The following is a 16,692-nucleotide window of genomic DNA, read 5'->3' on the forward strand; positions in this document are numbered from 1 at the left end:
CACAGCCAAGGCCCCAGCACAGCTAAGGAATGAGCGTGACCCGTCGGAACGCCGAGAACGCCGAGAACAGTGACGGCCGGAAGTCCGGAAGAGACCGCACCTACGTCGCACGGGACTTCTTCCTGCTCCGCGCGCCGGGCCTGCCGACCCGGGAGATGACGAACCTGCTGGCCGCCGGGGCGGAGCCGGCCGGCGCGGACCCGGCGGAGTGGGAGGCCCGCTATCTGCGCGGCCTGCTGGACCTGTGGGCGAAGCCCGGGGTCCGCTCGGCGATCGCGCTGGCTGCACCCGATCTGGCCCGCGCCGTGGAGGGCATCGACACGCTCTCGGCCCGGGACCGGCGCCGCGCCATGATGAGCCTCGGCCGGTACCTGAACCGGATGAGCCTGCGGCCCACCCCGCTGAGCACGGTGGCGGGCGTGGCGGTGGGTGCATTCCCGGGTCCAGACCCGGACTCGGCCCCTCCCGGCACCCGGCTCGGCGTGCCGGCAATCGTCGACGCCGTGGCCAGGCCGGACATGGGCTGGGTGCTGCACCTGTTCAAGTCGGTCGCCGACGCCCCGCGGGTCCGGCACGGACTGGAGCTGCGCACCAACGACCTGATCCACCGGAGCCGCGGCCGGGCCTGGCTGTCCACGGCCGACGCCTACGGCGCGGGGTCGCGGCGCTCGGCCTCCGTCCGCTGGTCCCCGGCGGTTCAGCTGGTGCTGGAGTCGGCCCGTACGCCGAAGACCTTCGGCGCGTTGCACCACGAGCTGACGCAGCGGTATCCGGCGGTCCCGCCGGAGAAGGTCACCGCGCTCCTGGACCAGCTGGTCGAACTGGCCTTCCTGATCACCGTGCACCGGCCGGTCCTGCTGGAAGGGGCGGAACAGCCGCCGCTGTCGGCCCGGTTGGCGACTGCCTGCGACGACGATGCGATCGCCGCGCTGGCGTCCGTCGAGGCCGCGGTGGCCGCGTTCAACACCGTCGGCGACGTGGCCGCCCTGGAGGCGCTCCAGGAGGAGATCGCCCCGTCCGCGCGGAAGGTGAGCGAGGACTACGCCGGGCCCCTGCTGCGGGTCGACGCCCGGCTGAACGTCCCCGCCCGGCCCGTCCTGCCGGCCGAAGTCCAGGCGCTGGCCGAGGAGGCCGCCGAGATCCTGACCGCCGTGGGAGACGTCTACCGGTACCCGTTGCGGCTGCGCGACTACGCGACGGCGTTCACGGAGCGCTACGGCGCACAGGCCGAGGTCCCGGTCCTGGAGGTGCTCTCCGAGGAGACCGGCCTGGGCGCACCGGCCGGTTACGTGAATCCGCCGCGTTCCTTCGAGTTCCTCCCGGCGACCACGCGCGACCCGAGCAGGGACGACCGGGACGCGGTCCTGCACCGGCTCGCCTCCGACGCGATCAGCCGCGGCAGTCTGGAGGTGGTCCTGGACGAGCGGTGGGCCGCCGAACTCCGGCAGTACGACGACCGGCCGCTGCGGCCCGCGATCGACGTGCACCTCCAGCTGGCGCCGCCGACGGCGCCGGAGTCCGGGTGGCGCGGGGTGGTCACGGCGGTTGCGTACGGCGGCCGGACGTTCGCCCGCTTTCACGACCTGCTGGGCGCGGAGGGGCGCCGGGGCCTGGCGGAGCTGGCCGAGGCGGAGGCCGCGCTGCTGCCCGGGGTGGCGGTGGTGGAGCTGACCTACCTGCCGGAGAAGGCGCGGGCCACGAACGTCGCGGTCCGTCCGGCGGTCCGCGCGCTGGAGCTGCCGCTCAACGTGGGGCCGGGGCTGCCCGCCGACCAGGTGATCGCGCTCGAGGACGTGGTCGTGGGCGTGCGCGAAGGACGGCTGTACCTGCACAGCCCGGTCCTCGGATGCGACCTGCACGTCACCCAGCACACCATGCTCAACCCGCTGATGGCGCCCAACGTCGGCCGCTTCCTGCTCGAGGTCTCCTCGGCGGCCTTCCGTGACGTCTCGTCCTTCGACTGGGGCTCCCTGACGGGCAGTATGCCGTTCCTGCCCCGGGTCGTCCGGCACAACCTGGTGCTGAGACGCGCGCGCTGGCTGCTGAGCGCCGCCGGACTGCCGGCCGGCTGCACGGACTCGCCGGCGGTCTTCACCGCGGCCGTCGCGGCCTGGCGCGAGCAGTGGAACGTACCGCGCCTCGTTGTTCTCACGCAGGGCGACAACACGATCCTGCTCGATCTGGAGAGCACTCCGTCGCTGGAGGAGCTGCGGCTGGCCGCCGCCCGCGACGCGGAGTTCGTGCTGCGGATCGAGGAGGCGCTGCCGGGTCCCGAGGAGGGCTTCCTGCGGGACGAGGACGGCGCCCCCTTCGCCGCGGAGGTCGTGGTGCCCGTGCTGCGCGGGCGGCAGGCTCCGGCACCCCGGGCGGCGGCCGTCGCCCGGCGGCCGGTCACCGACGCCGAGCGGCTGCGGCCGGTCGGCGGACCGTGGGTCTACGCCAAGCTGTACGTGGAGCACGACGCGCAGGACGCCCTCCTGGCCGAGGAAGTCACGGCGCTGGCGCGCTCGCTGGCCGACCGCGGCCTGGCGGGGCACCCCTTCTACCTCCGGTACGGCGATCCCGCCCCGCATCTGCGGCTGCGCTTCCGGGCCACCGATCCGGCCCGTGCCGCCGAGCTGCTGGGCGAGGTGGCGACGTGGGCCCACGGTCTGGTCGTCGAGGGCCGGATCATCGACGTCTCCTTCGAGACGTACCGTCGCGAGATCGAACGCTACGGCGGGCCCGACCTGATCGATGCCGCCGAGGAACTGTTCTGCCGGGACAGCGCCGCGACCCTGGCCCTGCTGCAGCACCTCGCCGCACCCGTGCCGGCGGGCGAGGCCCCGCTCGACCGGGCCGCGCTCACCGTCCTCAGCCTCGAAGCCGTCGGCCGGGTGCTGGTGCCCGACTTCGCCGAACGGCACGACCTGGTGCGGTCGATGGCCGGTCCGCAGGCCGGTGGCGCGGACTACCGGGCCGCCGCGCGCCGGCTGTGGCAGGGGTACACCGCGCCCGGCGGCGAGGCCGCGGTGCTCCGGCAGGTGGACGCCCTCTGGCGGCCCCGGGGAACCGAGTACGCGGCCCGCGTCGCCGGACTCGCGCAGGCCGGTGCGCTCTGGTCGGACCAAAAGGACGTGCTGCGCAGCCTGTTCCACATGCACAGCAACCGGATGGGCCTGCGGCGCGAGCACGAGGACACCGCGTACGGCATGTGGCGGCGGCTGCTCGACCGGGCCGCCGCGACCGGGGAGGCGTCGGCGGCGGGGAGGTCCCGGTGAGCCGGCCCTCCTGGCCCTGGTCCTGGCTCCGGCGACTGGCGGCCGCGCCGCGGCCGGGCCTGATCGTGCTCGGCCAGTCCTGGCGCAGCGACCGTGCCGGAACCGCGCAGGTGGTCGTGGCCTCGCTGCTCGTCGGCATCCTGCCGGCCGGTCAGGTCACCCTCACGGCGGCCTTCGCGACGGCTCTGCTGCGCGCGGCGGGCAGCTCGCACCCCCAGGTCCGGAGCGTGCTGTTCTACCTGGTGCTGCTGGCCCTGCTGGGCCTCGGCTCGCAGCTGCTGATCCTGCTGCAGAGCCGGGCCATGCAGCGCTGCCAGAGCAGGCTGTCGGCCCATCTGTCCGAGGAGATCATCAGCCGGGCGAGCCGGTTCACGCTCTCCCAGGTGGAGGACCCGAAGATCCAGGACTCGCTGCAACGGGCCGTCCGGGAAGTGGGTTTCCGTCCGGGCATGATGCTCTCCCAGCTGGTGCAGACGACCACCCAGGTGGTCGCCTTCGGCTCGGTCGGAGCGATCCTGTGGACCCTGGACTTCCGGGTGGCGCTGCTGGCCATGCTCGCCCCGGTCCCGACGGTGGTCGCGCAGATCCTCCAGGGCAAGCGCGCCCATGCGCTGGAGCACGGGCGCTCCGAGGAACGGCGCCGGCTCAACTACTGGCAGCACCTGGCCTCGCAGCCGAACTCGATGAAGGAGGTGCTGGCCTTCCGGCTTGCGCCGGTGGTCCTCGGCAACCACCGGCGGCTGATGGCGGGGATCGTCGAGGCGGACCTGAAGCTGGCGAACCGGAACCTCCTCCTCTCCATACCCATGGTGATCGTCACCGCGGCGCTGACGATCTCCGCGCAGGCCACGGCGATCCTGAGCGGCACCGACGCCCGGCACGTGGCGGGGCTGCTGGCGGTGATCCAGGCGATCGGCATGCTCCAGAGCAGCGCGCAGCTCCTCTACGGCGCCGTGTCCGGGATGTACGTCAACCAGCTCTACCTCCGCAACGTGAACGAGTTCCTCGCCGTCGAGCACACACCGCTCCCCCAGGGCGAGCTGGCGTTCCCGCGGAAGATCCGTGAGGGCATCGAGTTCCGCGACGTGTCGTTCAGCTACCCCGGCAGTGCACGGCGCGCCCTGGAGAACGTCTCGTTCACGCTCAGACCGGGCCAGGTGACCGCGGTCGTCGGTCTGAACGGCGCGGGGAAGTCCACCCTCGGCAAGCTCCTCGGCCGTCTCTACGAGCCGACCGGGGGCTCGATCCTCGTCGACGGCGTCCCGCTCGCCGACCACCGGCTGGACAGCCTGCGCGACCGTGTCTCCTACGTCTTCCAGAACTACGTCGAGTACCAGCTCTCGGTCGGCGAGAACATCTCGCTCGGCCTGGTGCACGAGACCGGCCGGGAAGCCGAGCGGGAAGCCGAGCGGGTGGAGGCCGCGGCCCGCGACGTGGGGATGCACGAGCACATCGTCTCCCTCCCCCAGGGCTACGGCACCCAGGCCGGAAAGCTGTTCACGGGCGGCGTGGAGTTCTCCGGCGGCCAGTGGCAGCGGCTGGCCATCGCCCGGGGCATGGTGCGCTCGGCCGGCGTACGGGTCATGGACGAGCCGACCGCCGCGCTCGACACCATCACCGAGGCCGAGCTGCTCGACACCCTGACCACCGCCACGGCCGGCCGCGTCTCGCTGCTGATCGCCCACCGCTTCTCGTCCGTGCTGCGCGCGGACCGGGTGCTGGTCTTCGACCGCGGCCGGCTCGTCGAGGACGGCAACCACGAGGAACTGATGACCCTCGGCGGCCTGTACGCGCGGATGTACGAGGCGCAGACCGCCGGCCGCGAACCCGCGGCCGGAGCCGGAGCCGGGACGGCCGGAACGGGAGCCCGATGATGAAACTCACCGCGTTCGACCAGGTGCTGGTCTACGGCGCCACCGGCCCGGCCGGCGCCGCCCGGGAGTCGGCCCGGCTCGCCGTGGCGGCCGAGCGCCTGGGGTACGACCGGTTCTGGGTCGCCGAGCACCACGGCGCGACCAGCGGCTGCGGCTCGCCCGAGGTGCTGGTGGCCGCCGCGGCGGCGGAGACCGGCACCATCCGGGTGGGCACGGCCTCGGTCCTGCTGCCCCACTACGCGCCGTTGAAGGTGGCGACCACCTTCAACCTGCTGGAGCGGCTCTTCCCCGGGCGGATCGACCTCGGCATCGGCCGCGGCCCCGGCGCGGGCGAGGCGGTCGTCCGGCAGCTCGCGCGCCCCGACGAGGCACCCTACCCGGAGAAGATCGAGCGCCTCCTGGCCCATCTCACCGCCGGGACGGACCTGCTGCCCGACTCCTCCCCGCCCCAGGTGTGGCTCACCGGCGCCGGACCCGGCGGGGCGCAGCTCGCCGCCCGGTACGGGCTGCCGTTCTGCCTCGCGCAGTTCGCGCACGGCACCCTGCGGCCGGAGGTCGTCGAGCTGTACCGGGAGAACTTCCGGCCGGGCCCGCTCGCGGGCTCCCCCCGCGTGGGCATCGCCGTCCGGGTGGCTTGCGCGGACGACCCGCGGGACGTCCGGCTCCTGCGCGGCCTCCTGTCCTGGGCGTCCGGCGCGACGAACCGCCGGACCCTTCCCTCCTGGGACGAACTGCACGCCATGGAGCCCACCGCGCCCTCGCCGGACCCGGACACGGGTGGTGCGTCCCTGCTCTCCGGAGTCCCCGCGGAGGTGGCCGGGCAGCTCGCTGCCCTGACCGCCGCCTACGCCCCCGACGAGCTGGCCGTCACCACGGTCTGCCCCGACCTCGACCTGCGGATCCGGACCTTCGAGCTGGTCCGCGCCATGGTCCCGGCCCTCCCGGCCCTGTAGAGAGCAAACGGCGAAAGGCTCCCCGTTCCGGCCGGTCGGCCGGAACGGGGAGCCTTTTCGCGAGGCGGCGGGAGCCGATCAGCCCTTGCGGGCCTTGATCTCCTCCGTCAGCTGCGGCACGACCGCGAAGAGGTCGCCCACGACGCCGTAGTCGACCAGCTCGAAGATCGGGGCCTCGGCGTCCTTGTTGATCGCGACGATCGTCTTGGACGTCTGCATACCGGCGCGGTGCTGGATCGCGCCGGAGATGCCCGCCGCGATGTACAGCTGCGGCGAGACGGACTTGCCGGTCTGGCCGACCTGGCTGGAGTGCGGGTACCAGCCGGCGTCGACGGCGGCGCGGGAGGCGCCGACGGCCGCGCCGAGGGAGTCGGCGAGGGCCTCGATGACCGGGAAGTTCTCGGCACCGTTGACGCCGCGGCCGCCGGAGACCACGATCGCGGCCTCGGTCAGCTCGGGGCGGCCGCTCGACTCGCGCGGGGTGCGGGAGACGACCTTGGTGCCCTTGGACTTCTCGCCGATCGTCACGGCCAGCTGCTCGACCGTGCCCGCGGCCGGGGCGGCCTCGAGAGCGGCGGAGTTGGGCTTGACGGTGATGACCGGGGTGCCCTTGGTGACACGGGACTTGGTGGAGTACGAGGCCGCGAAGACGGACTGCGTGGCCACCGGGCCCTCGGCGCCGGCCTCCAGGTCGACGGCGTCGGTGATGATGCCGGAGCCGATGCGGACCGCGAGGCGGGCCGCGATCTCCTTGCCCTCCACGGAGGAGGGGACGAGCACGGCGGCCGGGGAGACGGCGTTGTACGCGGCCTCGAGCGCGTCGACCTTCGGCGCGACGAGGTAGTCGGCGAACTCGGGGGCGTCGGCGGTCAGCACCTTCACCGCGCCGTACTCGGCGAGCGTCGCGGCGGCGGCGTCCGCACCGGCACCGAGGTGCAGGGCGACGGGCTCGCCGAGGCGGCGGGCGAGGGTCAGCAGCTCGAGGGTGGGCTTGCGGACGGCGCCGTCCACGTGGTCGACGTAGACGAGGACTTCAGCCATGGCGTTGCTCTCCTGCGGAAAAGAATGGTGGGGAGGGACTGTCCGTACGGCGGGTCAGATGAACTTCTGGCCCGCGAGGAACTCGGCGAGCTGCTTGCCGCCCTCGCCCTCGTCCTTGACGACCGTGCCGGCCGTACGGGCCGGACGCTCCGTGGCCTCGTCGACCTTGGTCCAGGCGCCCTCCAGGCCGACCTCGTCCGCCTCGATGCCGAGGTCGGAGAGGTCCAGGGACTCCACCGGCTTCTTCTTGGCGGCCATGATGCCCTTGAAGGACGGGTAGCGGGCCTCGCCGGACTGGTCCGTGACGGACACGACGGCCGGGAGGGCGGCCTCCAGCTGCTCGCTGGCCGCGTCGCCGTCGCGGCGGCCGGTCACCTTGCCGTCCTCGACGGCGACCTGGGAGAGCAGGGTCACCTGCGGGACGCCCAGGCGCTCGGCGAGCATCGCCGGGAGCACGCCCATGCCGCCGTCGGTGGAGGCCATGCCGGAGATGACCAGGTCGTAGCCGACGTGCTCGACGGCCTTGGCCAGCACCAGCGAGGTGCCCAGCGCGTCGGTGCCGTGCAGGTCGTCGTCCTCGACGTGGACGGCCTTGTCGGCGCCCATGGACAGCGCCTTGCGCAGGGCGTCCTTGGCGTCCTCGGGGCCGACCGTCAGGACGGTGATCTCCGCGTCGTCATCAGCCGCCTCCTTGATCTGCAGCGCCTGCTCGACCGCGTACTCGTCGAGCTCCGAGAGCAGACCGTCCACGTCGTCGCGGTCGACGGTCAGGTCTTCGGCGAAGTGCCGGTCGCCGGTGGCGTCGGGCACGTACTTCACACAGACAACGATCCTCAAGCTCACGCCGGCTCTCCTACTGCATCGTCTCTATCAAAGCTGCCTTCGCAGGCAGCATAGGCGCCTGATGGGGCGGACTCCGATCGGTACGGGTCTCGCCCTCGACCGGAATGTTACTCGTCAGTACATCGAGGGTGTTCACCGAACGCAAGGCCGGTCGACTGTGATCTGCCCAACGCGGGGAACGGGGACTCCTCAGTCCCGCAGACCGTTGAATCGACCCTGGTGGTACAGCAGGGGCCGGCCGGCCCCCGTGGGGTCTCCGGCGGCCACCTCGGCGAGCACCAGCCGGTGGTCCCCGGCGGGCACCCGCGCCACGACGCGGCACACCAGCCAGGCCAGGACGCCCTCCAGCAGCGGCACCCCGTGGGGTCCGTCGCGCCAGTGGGTGGGCGGGGCGAAGCGGTCGGCCCCGCTGCGGGCGAAGGTGGCGGCCAGCTCCTGCTGGTGCTCGCCGAGTATGTGCACGCCGACGTACTCGGCCTCGGACAGCACCGGCCAGCTGGAGGAGCCCGTACCGACGCCGAAGGAGATCAGCGGTGGCTCGGCGGCCACCGAGGTGAGCGAGGTGGCGGTGAAGCCGACCGGGCGCGCACCGGAGGCGGTGATGACGGCGACGCCCGCGGCGTGCCGGCGGAACACCGAGCGCAGCAGTTCGGCGGCGGGGACGAGCGGCGTGCCGAGTTCAGGCGAAGCGGTCATGAGAGGTCCTGTCCTTCTGCCGGAGGGTCGAGCCGGGAGCCGTGGAGCCTTGGGGTCGGGTACTCACGGGCTCGGACAACGCGCACTGGCTGTGCGCAGCAGATCCACGTACGCGCGCCCGTGGAGAAGAAGACCAGGCCACATAGCGTCACCCTGACGATTCGGGGCGTGCAACGTCAAGTGCGGTCGGGCAGGTGGGAGACGGATCACTGAGCAGTTGTTCGCGCTCTGCCGACGGTCCGCCGGGCGGGCTCACGGCCCGTCAGAGCGCGGCACCCAGGGCGGCGATGACGTCCGCCTTTCGCGGCTGTCCGGCGGCGCGGCGCACCACCCGGCCGTCCGCGTCGAGCACGAGCGTGGTGGGCGTGCCGGCCACGTCCAGGGCGCGGACGAGGTCCAGCCGGGCCTCGGCGTCGAGCTCGACGTGGACGACGCCGTCGACCATGGCCGCGACGCCGGAGAGCACGCGCCGGGTGGCCCGGCACGGTTGGCAGAAGGCACTGGAGAACTGCACGAGCGTGGCCCGCTCCCCCAGCTCGGCGCCGATCTCCGCGGCGCTCAGCCGCTCGTCCCGTACGGGCACGCCCGCCCTTCCTTCCTCTGCCGTGTCGCTGTTGATCAGTCGAGTGCCGTCATTCGCCGGTCGCCTGCCCGCCGCCTACCACTCGCCTGCCGAAGCGTCCCATTGGTCGGGGAAATTTCCGACGTGACGAGGATCTCCCGGCATGTGGCGTCTCCCGGCTGGCCCACGGGCCGGGCATTCGGGCACGATCTGGCGAAAGCCCGACCCTACGGCCGCGTAACTTAACCCGAACACATCAGCCGGGAGAATCCTCCCCAGGCCCCGAAGGATCTTTCCCACATGGCAGAGCTCGTGTACCCCCCTGTGATCGGTGTGGCCCAGGGCATGTTCAAGGCGCTCGACCTGCGCTTCGACATCCAGGGCGCCGAGCACATTCCGCAGCGCGGCGGGGCGGTGCTGGTGAGCAACCACATCGGATACCTCGACTTCGTCTTCTGCGGGCTGGCCGCCCGCCCCGCGAAGCGGCTGGTGCGGTTCATGGCCAAGGAGTCGGTCTTCCGGCACAAGGTGTCGGGGCCGCTGATGCGGGCGATGAAGCACATCCCCGTCGACCGCTCGGCCGGCCTGGACGCGTACAAGCACGCGCTGTCCGCCCTGCGGTCGGGGGAGGTCGTGGGCGTCTTCCCGGAGGCGACGATCTCCACCTCGTTCACGCTGAAGGGCTTCAAGTCCGGCGCGGCACGGCTGGCGCAGGAGGCCGGGGTGCCGCTGGTGCCGATGGCCCTGTGGGGCACGCAGCGGCTGTGGACGAAGGGTCGCAAGCGGGATCTGGGACGGAACCACATTCCCGTGGCGATCCGGGTGGGCGAGCCGATGCACGCGGACGCGGCGGAGACTGCGGAGGGCGTCACGGACCGGCTGCGCGGGCGGGTGCAGGAGCTGCTGGAGGCGGCGCAGCGGGCGTATCCCGTGCGGCCCAAGGGGCCCGAGGACACGTGGTGGGTGCCGGCACACCTCGGCGGGACGGCGCCGACGCCGACGGAGGCCGCGGCGAACGAGGTCCAGCGGTAGGAACACCGCAAACGCCGGGCGGGCTGGATTTTCCAGCCCGCCCGGTTTTGTGCAATTTCTAGCGCTTTGCCATTTCTTCCGCCACCGCCGACGTGAACGCGTCCACGTCGGCCTCCGTCGTGTCGAACGAGCACATCCAGCGGACGTCGCCCGCCGCCTCGTCCCAGAAGTAGAAGCGGTAGCGCTTCTGGAGGCGTTCGCTCACGTCGTGCGGCAGCCGGGCGAAGACCGCGTTGGACTGCACGGGGTGCAGCACCTCGACGCCCTCCACGGACCGGACGCCCTCGGCCAGTCGCGCGGCCATGGCGTTGGCGTGCGCGGCGCTGCGCAGCCACAGGTCGCCGGCCAGCAGGGCCTCGAACTGCACCGAGACGAAGCGCATCTTGGAGGCGAGCTGCATCGACAGCTTGCGCAGGTGCTTCATCGCCCGCACCGCGTCCGGGTTGAGGACGACGACGCACTCGCCGAAGAGCAGGCCGTTCTTGGTGCCGCCGAAGGACAGCAGGTCGACCCCGGCGTCGGTGGTGAAGGCCCGCAGCGGGACGCCGAGCGTGGCGGCCGCGTTGGCGATGCGGGAGCCGTCGAGGTGGACCTTCATGCCCCGCTCGTGGGCGTGGTCGCAGATCTCGCGGATCTCCTCGGGCGTGTAGCAGGTGCCCAGCTCGGTCGTCTGGGTGATCGAGACGACCTGCGGCTGGGCGCGGTGCTCGTCGTCCCAGCCCCACGCCTCGCGGTCGATCAGCTCGGGGGTGAGCTTGCCGTGCTCGGTGGGCACGGTCAGCAGCTTCAGCCCGCCCACGCGCTCCGGCGCCCCGCACTCGTCGACGTTGATGTGCGCGGTGGCGGCGCAGATGACCGCGCCCCACCGCTCGCTCGCGGCCTGGAGGGCGACGACGTTGGCGCCCGTGCCGTTGAAGACCGGGAAGGCCTCGGCGGTGGGGCCGAAGTGGGCGCGCATCACGTCCTGGAGGTGGGCGGTGTAGTCGTCCTCCCCGTAGGCGACCTGGTGGCCGCCGTTGGCGAGGGCGAGGGCCGCGAGCACCTCCGGGTGCACGCCCGCGTAGTTGTCGCTGGCGAAGCCGCGCACCTCGGGGTCGTGCCTGCGTATCGCGTCGGTTGCCGAGGGGGTCACGGTTGCGGGGTCAGCCACAGACGGTTTCCGTTCACTTCCTGGGCGGGCTTGTCCCAGACGTCGACGATGGCCTGGGCCAGGTCCTTGACGTCCGTGAAGCCCGCGAACTTCGCGTTGGGTCGTTCGGCCCGCATGGCGTCGTGCACCAGGGCCTTCACGATCAGAATGGTGGCGGCGGCCGGCGGCTCCTGCTCGCCCCCCGCCTTGCGGAAGGAGTCGGCGAGGGCCAGGGTCCACGCCTCGGCGGCGGCCTTGGACGCGGCGTAGGCGGCGTTGCCCGCGGTGGGCTTGCTCGCACCGGCGGCGCTGACCAGGACGTAGCGGCCGTGGCCGCTGCGGGCCAGCGGGCCCTCGAAGGCCAGCGAGGTGTGCTGGACGGTCTTGACGAGCAGCTTCTCCAGCAGCTCCCAGTCCGCGAGGTCGGTCTCGGCGAAGGTCGCCGAGCCGCGCCAGCCGCCGACGAGGTGGACCAGCCCGTCCACCCGGCCGAATTCCTTCTCGGTGCGGTCCGCCCAGGCGCGGGTGGCGGCCGGGTCGAGCAGGTCCACGGTGTCGCCGACGACGGTGGCACCGCCGTGGGCGTAGCGGGCGGCGTCCACGGCCTCGGCGAGGCGTGCGGCGTCCGCGTCGGAGGCGACGACGGTCGCCCCGGCTTCCGCCAGGCGCAGCAGGGTCGCGCGGCCCGCCGGGCCGGCCGCTCCCGCCACCGCCACTACGGCGCCATCCAGCGGCCCGTTGCCGTTGGTCGGAGTGGTCATGGTCGTCGCCTCACTCTCGTGCTTGCTCACGCGGCCACCTGCACCATGTCCGCAGCGGTGATCCCCTTGGTCGAGGCGATCACGCCACGCAGCTTTTTGGCAAGGGCCTCGTAGAACATGCTGAGCGGGAACTCGTCCGGAAGCACGTCGTCCACGAGCTTGCGCGGCGGCTGGGTGAGGTCGAGGGCCTCGGGGCCCTTGGCCCATACGGAGCCGGGGTGCGGGGCGAGGTAGGCGGAGACCAGCTCGTAGGCGGCGAGCCAGTGCACGAGCTTGGGGCGGTCGATGCCGTCGCGGTAGAGCTTCTCGATCTCGCCGCAGAGCTGGTTGGTGACCTTGGGCGCGCGCTCCCAGTCGATGTGGAGTGTGTTGTCCGTCCAGCGTACGACGTCGTGCTTGTGCAGGTAGGCGAAGAGCAGCTGGCCGCCGAGGCCGTCGTAGTTGCGCACGCGCTCGCCCGTGACCGGGAAGCGGAACATACGGTCGAAGAGCACGGCGAACTGCACGTCGCGGGCCTGGGCGTAGCCGTCGGCCTCGAGCTTCACGGCCTCCTTGAAGGCGGTGAGGTCGCAGCGCAGCTCCTCCAGCCCGTACATCCAGAACGGCTGCCGCTGCTTGATCATGAACGGGTCGAAGGGCAGGTCGCCGTGGCTGTGGGTGCGGTCGTGGACCATGTCCCACAGGACGAACGCCTGCTGGCAGCGCTGCTGGTCGTGGAGCATGTCGGCGATGTCGGCCGGGAGGTCCAGGCGCAGGATGTCCACGGCGGCCTCGGTGACGCGGCGGAAGCGGGCCGCCTCGCGGTCGCAGAAGATGCCGCCCCAGGTGAAGCGCTCGGGGGCCTCGCGGACGGCGATGGTCTCCGGGAAGAGCACGGCCGAGTTGGTGTCGTAGCCGGCCGTGAAGTCCTCGAAGGTGATGCCGAGGAAGAGCGGGTTGTCGTAGCGGGTGCGCTCCAGCTCGGCGAGCCACTCCGGCCACACCACGCGCAGCACGACGGCCTCGAGGTTGCGGTCGGGGTTGCCGTTCTGGGTGTACATCGGGAAGACGACCAGGTGCTGGAGGCCGTCGGCACGCTGGGCGGCGGGCTGGAAGGCCAGCAGGGAGTCCAGGAAGTCCGGGACGCCGAAGCCGCCGTCGGCCCAGCGGCGCAGGTCGGCGACGAGCGCCGTGTGGTAGGCGGCGTCGTGCGGGACGAGCGGCGAGAGCCGCTCCACGGCGGCGGCCACCCGCTCCACCTCGGCGCGGACCTCCTCGCCCGGTGGCGCCCCCTCCGCCTGGAGGTCGATGGAGCCGTCGGCCGACTGCCAGGGCCGGATCCTCTCCACCGCGGCCTTGAGTTCGTCCCAGGCCGGGTGCCCCACGACACGCTCCACCGACAGAATGTCGCCTTCTATCGCTGTCGACGAAAAAATTTCCGCCATGACTAACCCTCCTCGGGAGAACCTCGCGTTAAGACACCGTATCCATGCGCGGTTCTCCGGCTCAAGGGGTCCGGCCACAAATTATCCTGCCGACCCCCCGCCGGACCGGCAATTTTCCTGCCGGTATCCCCCGTCCGGGGGATCAGAAGTGGACCACTGCCACTTCCTCCCCTACCGCCCCCGGCGCCGTCCTAGGCGCGTTCCGGCCAGGTCCGGGCCGACCGGTTCCGGTCCGCACCGTCCTGTCAGACCAGGCCCTTGATCAGCAGCTCGAACTCGAGGTCGTCGCGCTGGGGGATCCCGAACCGCTCGTCGCCGTAGGGGAACGGGCTCATCTCCCCGGTGCGCCGGTAGCCGCGGCGCTCGTACCAGGCGATCAGCTCGTCCCGCTGCCTGATCACGGTCATGTGCATCGCGGAGACGCCCCACTCCGCGCGGACGAGCTGCTCGGCCTCGGCCATGACGAGCTTGCCGAGGCCGCCGCCCTGCGCCGTCGGGCGGACCGCGAACATGCCGAAGTAGGCGTGGTCACCGCGGTGTTCGACATGGCAGCAGGCGATCGGCTCACCGCCGCGCTCGGCCACCAGGAGCCGGCTGTTCGCGTCGGCCACCACGGCCAGCACACCCTCGGGGTCGGTGCGCTGGCCCTCCAGCAGATCGGCCTCGGTCGTCCAGCCGGCCCGGCTGTCGTCGCCGCGGTAGGCCGACTCGACCAGCGCGACCAGCGCGGGTACGTCGGCGGCGGTCGCGGCGCGGAAGACGGTCTCCGCGGTACGGCTACTGGTGGCTTCCATGGGTTCCGTGGTCCTCTCCGAAAGGTTCGGGCACCGAGTGATTTTCGGGCGTACGTACGACCCTAACGGAGGGGGTTTGCGTACAGTCGCGCTCATGACGCACGTACTGAGCAGCAGGATCCTGCTGCGGCCGACGGACCCGGAGCGCTCCCGGGCCTTCTACGGCGGGGCGCTGGGGCTGGCGGTCTACCGCGAGTTCGGCACGGGCCCCGAGCGCGGGGTCGTCTACTTCCTGGGCGGCGGCTTCCTGGAGGTCTCCGGGCGGTCGGAGGAGCCGCCGGGGCCGGGGCTGGAGCTGTGGCTCCAGGTCGAGGACGTGGCGCGGGCGCACGAGGAGCTGCTGGGGCGCGGAGTGACGGTGCTGGCGCAGCCGGAGCGGATACCGTGGGGGCTGATCGAGATGTGGATCGCCGATCCGGACGGGGTGCGCATCGCAGTGGTGGAGGTGCCGGAGGGGCACCCGATGCGGTACCGGCCGGGCATCTGAGGCCTGTCCGGCGCCGCACACGGGAGCGTGCGGTGCGCCGGTGCTGCGCGAGTGCGCGGACCGCGCCCGGCCGTGCACCCCCCGTGCGCCTGTGCGCTCCCGTATGCGGCGGTTGCGGTGGGCATTCTCCGGGGGTGGGTGTGCGTCCGGGGAGGTGCGCCGTGCACGGACCGCCGCTGGTCGGCTGGTTGCTCGTGGCGCTCTGCACCGCCGCGGGCGTCTACTGCCTCTTCGGCACGCGGGCCGGCGCGGCGGGGGAGCGCCGGGCCGCGGGCGGGGACGCGCTGATGGGGCTGGGCATGGCCGTCATGGCGGTGCCCACCGCCGGGCCGGCCGCCCGGCCCTGGGGGCAGGCGGTGTTCGCCGTGGTGTTCGGGGCGGCAGCGGTGCATGCGCTGGTGCTGTCCCTGAGGAGCCGGGCGGAACCACACCGGCTGCACCATGCGGTGGGAGCGTTCGCGATGGTCTACATGGCCCTCGCGATGGCCGGCGCCCCGGCGGGCGGACACGCCGGGCACGGCGGGGGCGCGGGCGGCCACGAACCCGCGGGGGCCCCGTTGCTCACGGGGCTGTTGCTCGTCTACTTCACGGTGTACGTCGTCCGCGCGGCGCCCGGGCTGATACCGGTGCCGGCGGGGGCTCCGTTGCGGGGGCACGGGCCGGGCCGTCCGGAGCTGACGCACGCCTGCCGGCTGTCGATGGGCATAGCGATGCTGGCGATGCTGCTCACCATGTGAGCGGCACACGGCTCGCGTGTCGTGCGTCACTTCGCGCGCGGGACCGTATCCGGGCACGGCGGCGCGCTCATAGGGTGATCGTCATGATGGTCCCGCTCGCGCTGCTGGCCCTCGGCGGACTGGTCGCGGCGCTGGCGCCGCGCGTGCTGACCCGTGCCGACTGGCCCGACTGCGAACCCGTCCTCGCCCTGTGGGTGTGGCAGTGCGTGGTCGCCGCCGTGCTGCTGTGCTGCGCGCTCGCGATGTCGCTGAGCGCCGCCGCCGCTTGGAAGGCCGTCCGCGGCAACGTCTTCGCCCCGGCTCCGCAGGGGGTGGTCGACGCCTACGCCCTCTCCGCGTACGGCGCCTGGGCCGCGCCCATGGCCCTCACGCTCGCGGCCGGTGCCGTATGGACGGCGGCCATGCTGACGCGCGAGATCCGCGACGCGCGGGCCCACCGCCGCCGGGCCCGCGCCGAACTGCGCGTCCGCTCGCCCCGGTTGCCCGGCGAGGGGCGCGGCTCGGACCGGCTCGTGCTGCTGGAGGGTGACCGCCCCGAGGCCCGGCTGCTGCGCGGCGGCGCGACCCCTCAACTGGTGATCACCACGGGCGCCCTGCGCCGCCTCGACGGCCCGCAGCTGGACGCGGTGCTGGCCCACGAACAGGGCCATGTGCGGGCCCGGCACGACTGGCTGCTGCACTGCTCGGCGGCGCTGGCGAAGGGCTTTCCGCAGGTGCCGGTCTTCGCGGCCTTCCGCGACCGGGTGCACCACCTGGTGGAGTTGGCGGCCGACGACGCGGCCTCGCGCCGCTTCGGCCGGCTGACCACGGCACTGGCCCTGGTCGAACTCAACGAGGACCGGGGCGTGTTCGGCCCGTGCTCCTCCGGCCTCTCCGGCCTCCCGGACCGCGTCGACCGCCTGCTGTCCCCCGCTCCCCGGCTGACGGCGGCCCGGCGGCTGCGGCTGACGGCGGTCGCGGCGCTGGTGCCGTTCGTGCCGGTACTGGTGACGTTCGTACCGGGCCTGAGCGCGCTGCGCGGCTGACGGCGGCGCCCCGGCCGCGTGCCCGACGCGCTCCCCCTTGCCCCGTTCCCCTTGACTCGTTCCACGACAGAAGC

The 16,692-nt window shown here is 72.8% G+C and carries 15 protein-coding genes; 7 read left to right on the forward strand and 8 right to left on the reverse strand.

Features of this window, described 5'->3' with window-relative positions; all coding sequences use genetic code 11:
* The first annotated feature begins 35 nt into the window (after window positions 1–35).
* Genes AC1Z4A_RS02780 through AC1Z4A_RS02790 form a run of 3 tightly spaced genes read left to right on the forward strand, consistent with a single transcriptional unit; the run spans window position 36 to window position 6,087 of the window.
* Window positions 36–3,260 (forward strand): lantibiotic dehydratase, encoded by a 3,225-nt coding sequence (locus AC1Z4A_RS02780; protein WP_483676217.1) that lies wholly within the window; start codon window positions 36–38, stop codon window positions 3,258–3,260.
* A complete protein-coding gene (locus tag AC1Z4A_RS02785; RefSeq protein ID WP_483676218.1) occupies window positions 3,257–5,134 on the forward strand; it encodes an ABC transporter ATP-binding protein in 1,878 nt (625 codons plus the stop codon). Before AC1Z4A_RS02780 ends, AC1Z4A_RS02785 begins: the two co-directional genes overlap by 4 nt.
* On the forward strand, window positions 5,131–6,087 hold the full coding sequence (locus tag AC1Z4A_RS02790; RefSeq protein ID WP_483676219.1) for an MsnO8 family LLM class oxidoreductase: 957 nt from the start codon (window positions 5,131–5,133) through the stop codon (window positions 6,085–6,087). Before AC1Z4A_RS02785 ends, AC1Z4A_RS02790 begins: the two co-directional genes overlap by 4 nt.
* A gap of 78 nt (window positions 6,088–6,165) precedes the next feature.
* Here AC1Z4A_RS02790 and AC1Z4A_RS02795 read toward each other — a convergent pair whose 3' ends face one another.
* The 4 genes from AC1Z4A_RS02795 to AC1Z4A_RS02810 all read right to left on the reverse strand — a co-directional run bounded on the left by AC1Z4A_RS02795 (window position 6,166) and on the right by AC1Z4A_RS02810 (window position 9,250).
* On the reverse strand, window positions 6,166–7,128 hold the full coding sequence (locus AC1Z4A_RS02795; RefSeq protein WP_483676220.1) for an electron transfer flavoprotein subunit alpha/FixB family protein: 963 nt from the start codon (window positions 7,126–7,128) through the stop codon (window positions 6,166–6,168).
* A gap of 54 nt (window positions 7,129–7,182) precedes the next feature.
* A complete protein-coding gene (locus tag AC1Z4A_RS02800) occupies window positions 7,183–7,971 on the reverse strand; it encodes an electron transfer flavoprotein subunit beta/FixA family protein (RefSeq protein ID WP_483676221.1) in 789 nt (262 codons plus the stop codon).
* 189 nt (window positions 7,972–8,160) lie between these two features.
* Window positions 8,161–8,667 (reverse strand): flavin reductase family protein, encoded by a 507-nt coding sequence (locus AC1Z4A_RS02805; protein ID WP_483676222.1) that lies wholly within the window; start codon window positions 8,665–8,667, stop codon window positions 8,161–8,163.
* 262 nt (window positions 8,668–8,929) lie between these two features.
* Window positions 8,930–9,250 carry a TlpA family protein disulfide reductase gene (locus AC1Z4A_RS02810; protein WP_483676223.1) on the reverse strand — a complete coding sequence of 107 codons (321 nt, stop codon included), beginning with the start codon at window positions 9,248–9,250 and terminating at the stop codon, window positions 8,930–8,932.
* A 279-nt stretch (window positions 9,251–9,529) separates the two neighbouring features.
* Here AC1Z4A_RS02810 and AC1Z4A_RS02815 point away from each other — a divergent pair, with 279 nt between their 5' ends.
* Window positions 9,530–10,261 (forward strand): lysophospholipid acyltransferase family protein, encoded by a 732-nt coding sequence (locus tag AC1Z4A_RS02815; RefSeq protein ID WP_483676224.1) that lies wholly within the window; start codon window positions 9,530–9,532, stop codon window positions 10,259–10,261.
* Between the two features lie 58 nt (window positions 10,262–10,319).
* On the opposite strand, the gene AC1Z4A_RS02820 is transcribed toward AC1Z4A_RS02815, so the two are convergent.
* The 4 genes from AC1Z4A_RS02820 to AC1Z4A_RS02835 form a co-directional block, all read right to left on the reverse strand.
* The gene (locus tag AC1Z4A_RS02820) at window positions 10,320–11,411 is read right to left on the reverse strand and encodes a threonine aldolase family protein (RefSeq protein ID WP_483676225.1); all 1,092 of its coding nucleotides are present in this window, start codon (window positions 11,409–11,411) and stop codon (window positions 10,320–10,322) included.
* Window positions 11,390–12,151, reverse strand: coding sequence for an SDR family NAD(P)-dependent oxidoreductase (locus AC1Z4A_RS02825; RefSeq protein ID WP_483683485.1), 762 nt, complete (start codon window positions 12,149–12,151; stop codon window positions 11,390–11,392). Before AC1Z4A_RS02825 ends, AC1Z4A_RS02820 begins: the two co-directional genes overlap by 22 nt.
* A gap of 26 nt (window positions 12,152–12,177) precedes the next feature.
* Window positions 12,178–13,575: a DUF6421 family protein gene (locus tag AC1Z4A_RS02830; protein ID WP_483676226.1), complete on the reverse strand. Its 1,398-nt coding sequence runs from the start codon at window positions 13,573–13,575 to the stop codon at window positions 12,178–12,180.
* Between the two features lie 245 nt (window positions 13,576–13,820).
* Window positions 13,821–14,369 carry a GNAT family N-acetyltransferase gene (locus tag AC1Z4A_RS02835; protein WP_483676227.1) on the reverse strand — a complete coding sequence of 183 codons (549 nt, stop codon included), beginning with the start codon at window positions 14,367–14,369 and terminating at the stop codon, window positions 13,821–13,823.
* 94 nt (window positions 14,370–14,463) lie between these two features.
* Between AC1Z4A_RS02835 and AC1Z4A_RS02840 the strand changes: the two genes are divergently transcribed.
* The 3 genes from AC1Z4A_RS02840 (at window position 14,464) to AC1Z4A_RS02850 (ending at window position 16,618) form a co-directional block, all read left to right on the forward strand.
* Entirely contained in the window at window positions 14,464–14,856 is a 393-nt protein-coding gene (locus AC1Z4A_RS02840; RefSeq protein WP_483676228.1) for a VOC family protein, read from the forward strand.
* Between the two features lie 161 nt (window positions 14,857–15,017).
* Window positions 15,018–15,593, forward strand: a complete 576-nt coding sequence (locus AC1Z4A_RS02845; protein WP_483676229.1) for a DUF5134 domain-containing protein — start codon at window positions 15,018–15,020, stop codon at window positions 15,591–15,593.
* A gap of 83 nt (window positions 15,594–15,676) precedes the next feature.
* Window positions 15,677–16,618, forward strand: a complete 942-nt coding sequence (locus AC1Z4A_RS02850) for a M56 family metallopeptidase (RefSeq protein ID WP_483676230.1) — start codon at window positions 15,677–15,679, stop codon at window positions 16,616–16,618.
* Window positions 16,619–16,692 lie beyond the last annotated feature (74 nt).

This window comes from Streptomyces sp. 17_S59 (genome assembly GCF_056930295.1).